The sequence below is a fragment of the Actinoplanes sp. NPDC051411 genome, from assembly GCF_040682075.1.
Classification (GTDB): Bacteria; Actinomycetota; Actinomycetes; order Mycobacteriales; family Micromonosporaceae; genus Actinoplanes.
This window is the reverse complement of sequence record NZ_JBFBAD010000111.1, coordinates 1-3,903: the sequence shown is the minus strand read 5'-3', so window position 1 is coordinate 3,903 and position 3,903 is coordinate 1. Positions and strand designations below refer to the sequence as shown.

Here is a 3,903-nt window from a genome sequence, read left to right as displayed (position 1 = left end):
CGCCCGGTGTTCGTCGCCCGGTGTTCGTCGCCCGGGCGCTCGCCGCGTCGCTGAAGCAGCTGCCGGCCAGCGCAGCCGACAGCCGTCAGCGCGACAATGTCCGTCCCGGACGACCCGGACGCGGAAGTCGCCCCGGCCGCCCCGGTGGCCGCACCGGTCCTCGACGCGCCGGAACCCGGCGTTCGCCGCCCGGCGTTCGCCGCCCGGGGCTCGCCGCGTTGCTGAAGCAGCTGACGGCCGCCGCAGCCGACAGTCGTCAGCGGGACACTGTGGAGTCCGTTCGGTGAGCGTGGGAAGGGGAGCTGGGCGAAAGTGGACACTGATGTGATCGTGGTGAACGGGGGGTCGAGTTCCGGCAAGTCCGGGATCGTCCGGTGCCTCAAGGCGATCCTCCCGCGCCCGTAGATCAACCTGGGTGTGGACGATCTGGTCGGCCGGCTGCCGCCCTCGCTTCTCGGCTCCGGCTCCGGCATCTCGGTCGGGGCGGACGGTCAAGTCGTTCTCGGCGACGAGTGGCGTGCCCTCGAGACCGCGTGGACGGCCGGTGTCGCCGCCATGGCCCGGGCGGGGGCGCGCATCATCGTCGACGACAACTTTCTCGATGGGCGGGCGGGCCAGGAGCGGCTCCGTGGTCACCTCGGCGGTCTGCGGGTGCTGTGGGTCGGGGTGCATTGTTCGCCGGAGGTCGCCGAGGCGCGGGAGTTCGCGCGGGGCGACCGGGTGGCCGGGACGGCGGCCCGGCAGGCCGAGGTGGTGCACCGAGGCGTCGTGTACGACGTCGAGGTCGACACCACCCACGCCGAGGCGCTCGACCGCGCGCGCGTCATCGCCCGGCACGTGACGTGACGCGTACGGGCGGGGCCGCGCGCGTTGGTCGCCGCGTACATCTGAGAAGCGAAGCCTCTGGTGGTTACCGGGGGGTAATGCGAGAGTCGGGTGATGGATTACGACGTCGTGATCGTGGGGAGCGGTTTCGGGGGCAGCGTGAGTGCGCTGCGGCTGGCCGAGAAGGGTTATCGGGTCGGGGTGCTCGAGGCCGGGCGGCGATTCGGTCCGGAGTCGCTGCCGAAGACGTCGTGGGATGTGCGCAATTTTCTGTGGGCGCCGCGGCTCGGGCTGAAGGGCATTCAGCGGATCACGCTGCTGAAGGATGTCGTGGTGTTGTCGGCGGCCGGGGTCGGCGGCGGGTCGCTGGTCTATGCGAACACGCTCTATCGCCCGCCGGAGGCGTTCTTCGCCGATCCGCGGTGGGCCGGGATCGCCGACTGGGCGGCCGAACTGCAAGCGCATTACGACCAGGCGTCGCGGATGCTCGGCGTGACCGAGCAGCCCACGATGACCCCGTCCGACCTGGTCATTCGGCAGGTGGCGGAGGAGATGGGGGTCGGCGGCACGTTCCGGCGGACGCCGGTCGGGGTGTTCTTCGGCGAGCCGGGAAAGACCGTGGCCGATCCGTATTTCGGTGGGGCGGGGCCGGCGCGGACCGGGTGCACGGAATGCGGCGACTGCATGATCGGCTGCCGGGTGGGTGCGAAGAACCGGCTCGATCTGAACTATCTCTACCTGGCCGAACGGGGCGGCGCGACCGTGCATCCGGAAACCGAGGTGACCGCGCTGCGGCCGGCCGCGGACGGGTGGGTCGTCGAGACGAAGCGAGGTCGTTTCACGGCCGGGCAGGTGATTCTCGCGGCGGGCGCGCTCGGGACGCAGCGGATTCTGCACGCGATGCGCGACACGGGGGTTCTGCCGCGAATCTCGGGCCGGCTGGGGGCGTTGACCCGGACCAATTCGGAGGCTCTGCTCGGCGCCGAGGCGCGGTCGAGGCCGGCCCGGCCGTTCTCCGAGGGCGTCGCCATCACGTCGTCGTTCCATCCGGATGCCAGCACGCATATCGAGCCGGTGCGGTACGGGCCCGGCAGCAACGCCATGGGCCTGCTCTCGACGTTGCTCGTCGACGGCGGCGGGCGGCTGCCGCGACCGGTGAAATTCGTCGGGCAGGCGCTGCGCCATCCGTACGTTTTCGCGCGCTCGATGTCGGCCCGGCAGTGGAGCGAACGGACCATCATCGCGCTCGTCATGCAGACCCTCGACAATTCGCTCACCGTGCGTCGAACCCGGCGCGGAAGACTTACCACCGAACCGGGGCATGGTGCTCCCAATCCGACATGGATTCCGATCGGTCACGAGGTCGTGCGACGGCTCGCCGACAAGATTGACGGGTTTCCGGGCGGCACTGTCGGTGACGTGTTCGACATTCCGATGACCGCACATATTCTGGGCGGTGCGACGATCGGTGATTCGCCCGAACACGGAGTGGTCGACGCGTATCACCGCGTATTCGGCTACGACGGATTGCACGTCGTCGACGGCTCGGCCGTACCGGCCAATCTGGGTGTGAATCCGTCGCTGACCATCACCGCGCTCGCCGAGCGCGCGATGTCGCTGTGGCCCAACAAGGGCGAGCCCGATCCGCGTCCGCCGGCCGGCGCGCAATACCGTCGCGTGACCCCGGTGGCGCCGAGAAAGCCGGCTGTTCCGGCCGGTGCGCCGGGCGCACTGCGGAATTGAGAATTGGACGAACCGCCCCGGCACCGGAGAATCGGCGACGAGGCGGCTCGGGTCGTGGGGCCGCCGGACGATCAGGCGATGGTGCAGGCGGAGCCGTTGAGCGTGAAGCCGCCGGGCGCGGCGAACGAGCCGCTGTACGTGCCCTGGAAGCCGAACGAGGTGTTGCCCCCGGCCGGGATCGAGCCGTTGTAGGACAGGTTGCGGGCGGTGATCGCCCCGCTGGTGCCGGTCACCGTGGCACTCCACGAGCTGGTGATCGACTGTCCGCTCGGGAGGGTGAAGCCCAGGGTCCAGCCGTTGACCGGCGCGCTGCCCGTGTTGGCGACGGTGACGGTGGCGGTGTAGCCGCTGTTCCAGACGTTGGTCCCGTAGGTGACGCGGCAGGCCGCCTGGCCGCCGGACGGAGGCGGGGTCGTGGGACCCGTGGTCGGGCCCCCGCCGCCGCCCGAGTTGACCGTGGCCGAGAAGTTGTTGACCGCGAGCCCGGTCCCGCCGATCCACGGCTCGAAACCGGCCTGGATGCTGGTCAGGTACCACGAGCTGGTAACCGACGTGCGGGTCTTCACGTCGTTGAGGAAGTCGAGCACGCTGAAGTTCCAGCTGCTGATCGGCGACGGCGCCACGTACGAGACGACCTGGTTGGATCCGTTGCCGCCCTGCCAGACCTGCCAGGTGCGGCCGCCGATCGTGGCCGAGCCGACGACCGAGCCGATCGGCTGGATCGAGCCCTGCCGGTTGAACCAGATCATGACTTCCTGCTGGTTGACCCCGTCCTTCTTGGGCGTCGGGTCGAGCCAGATGTCGTACGACGCGTCGTAGGTCGCCCCGGACACGAACGTGTAGTCGATGCTGCTGGTCGCGCTGGTGATGGCGCTGAGCTGCTTGGGCAGAACCGTGCCGGGCGAGCAGTTGGTGTAGTGGCATCCGTAGTAGACCGCCGGATAGGACACCGGGGCCCCGCTGGTGCTGCCGGTGCCCTGCTGGCTGGCGATCGAGAAGCCGGTCGAGGTCACGTTGATGCACTGCTGGGCCGAGGTGCCCCAGCGGTTGTTCATGACCACGTAGCGGCCGCCGATGGTGGTCGAGCCGTACTGGTCGCAGATCTGGGTGTCGGCGCTGGCCGGACCGGCCAGCGTGAACGTGGTGAGGGAGGCGCCGGCCAGGAGAGCGGCCGCCGCCAAGGCGCGGATGGCACGTCGCATTCCGTACTCCAGGGGAGAGTGGGGAGAGTCGGGGGGGGGGGCCCCCCCCCCCGAGCGGGGCACGGAGACGAGGGGAATCTTGGTGTGGGAGGAGCGCCCGGGCGCCCCCCCCCAGCCCCCCCGAAAGAAACAA

General features: G+C 70.1%; 2 protein-coding genes and 1 pseudogene. 2 read left to right on the top strand and 1 reads right to left on the bottom strand.

What is annotated here, in order from left to right:
- Window positions 1–312 precede the first annotated feature (312 nt).
- Window positions 313–846, top strand: a pseudogene (locus tag AB0M88_RS40605) (chloramphenicol phosphotransferase).
- A 93-nt stretch (window positions 847–939) separates the two neighbouring features.
- Window positions 940–2,568 (top strand): GMC family oxidoreductase, encoded by a 1,629-nt coding sequence (locus tag AB0M88_RS40600; RefSeq protein WP_364111277.1) that lies wholly within the window; start codon window positions 940–942, stop codon window positions 2,566–2,568.
- Between the two features lie 71 nt (window positions 2,569–2,639).
- Here AB0M88_RS40600 and AB0M88_RS40595 read toward each other — a convergent pair whose 3' ends face one another.
- Window positions 2,640–3,770 carry a cellulose binding domain-containing protein gene (locus AB0M88_RS40595; protein ID WP_364111275.1) on the bottom strand — a complete coding sequence of 377 codons (1,131 nt, stop codon included), beginning with the start codon at window positions 3,768–3,770 and terminating at the stop codon, window positions 2,640–2,642.
- Between the last annotated feature and the right edge of the window lie 133 nt (window positions 3,771–3,903).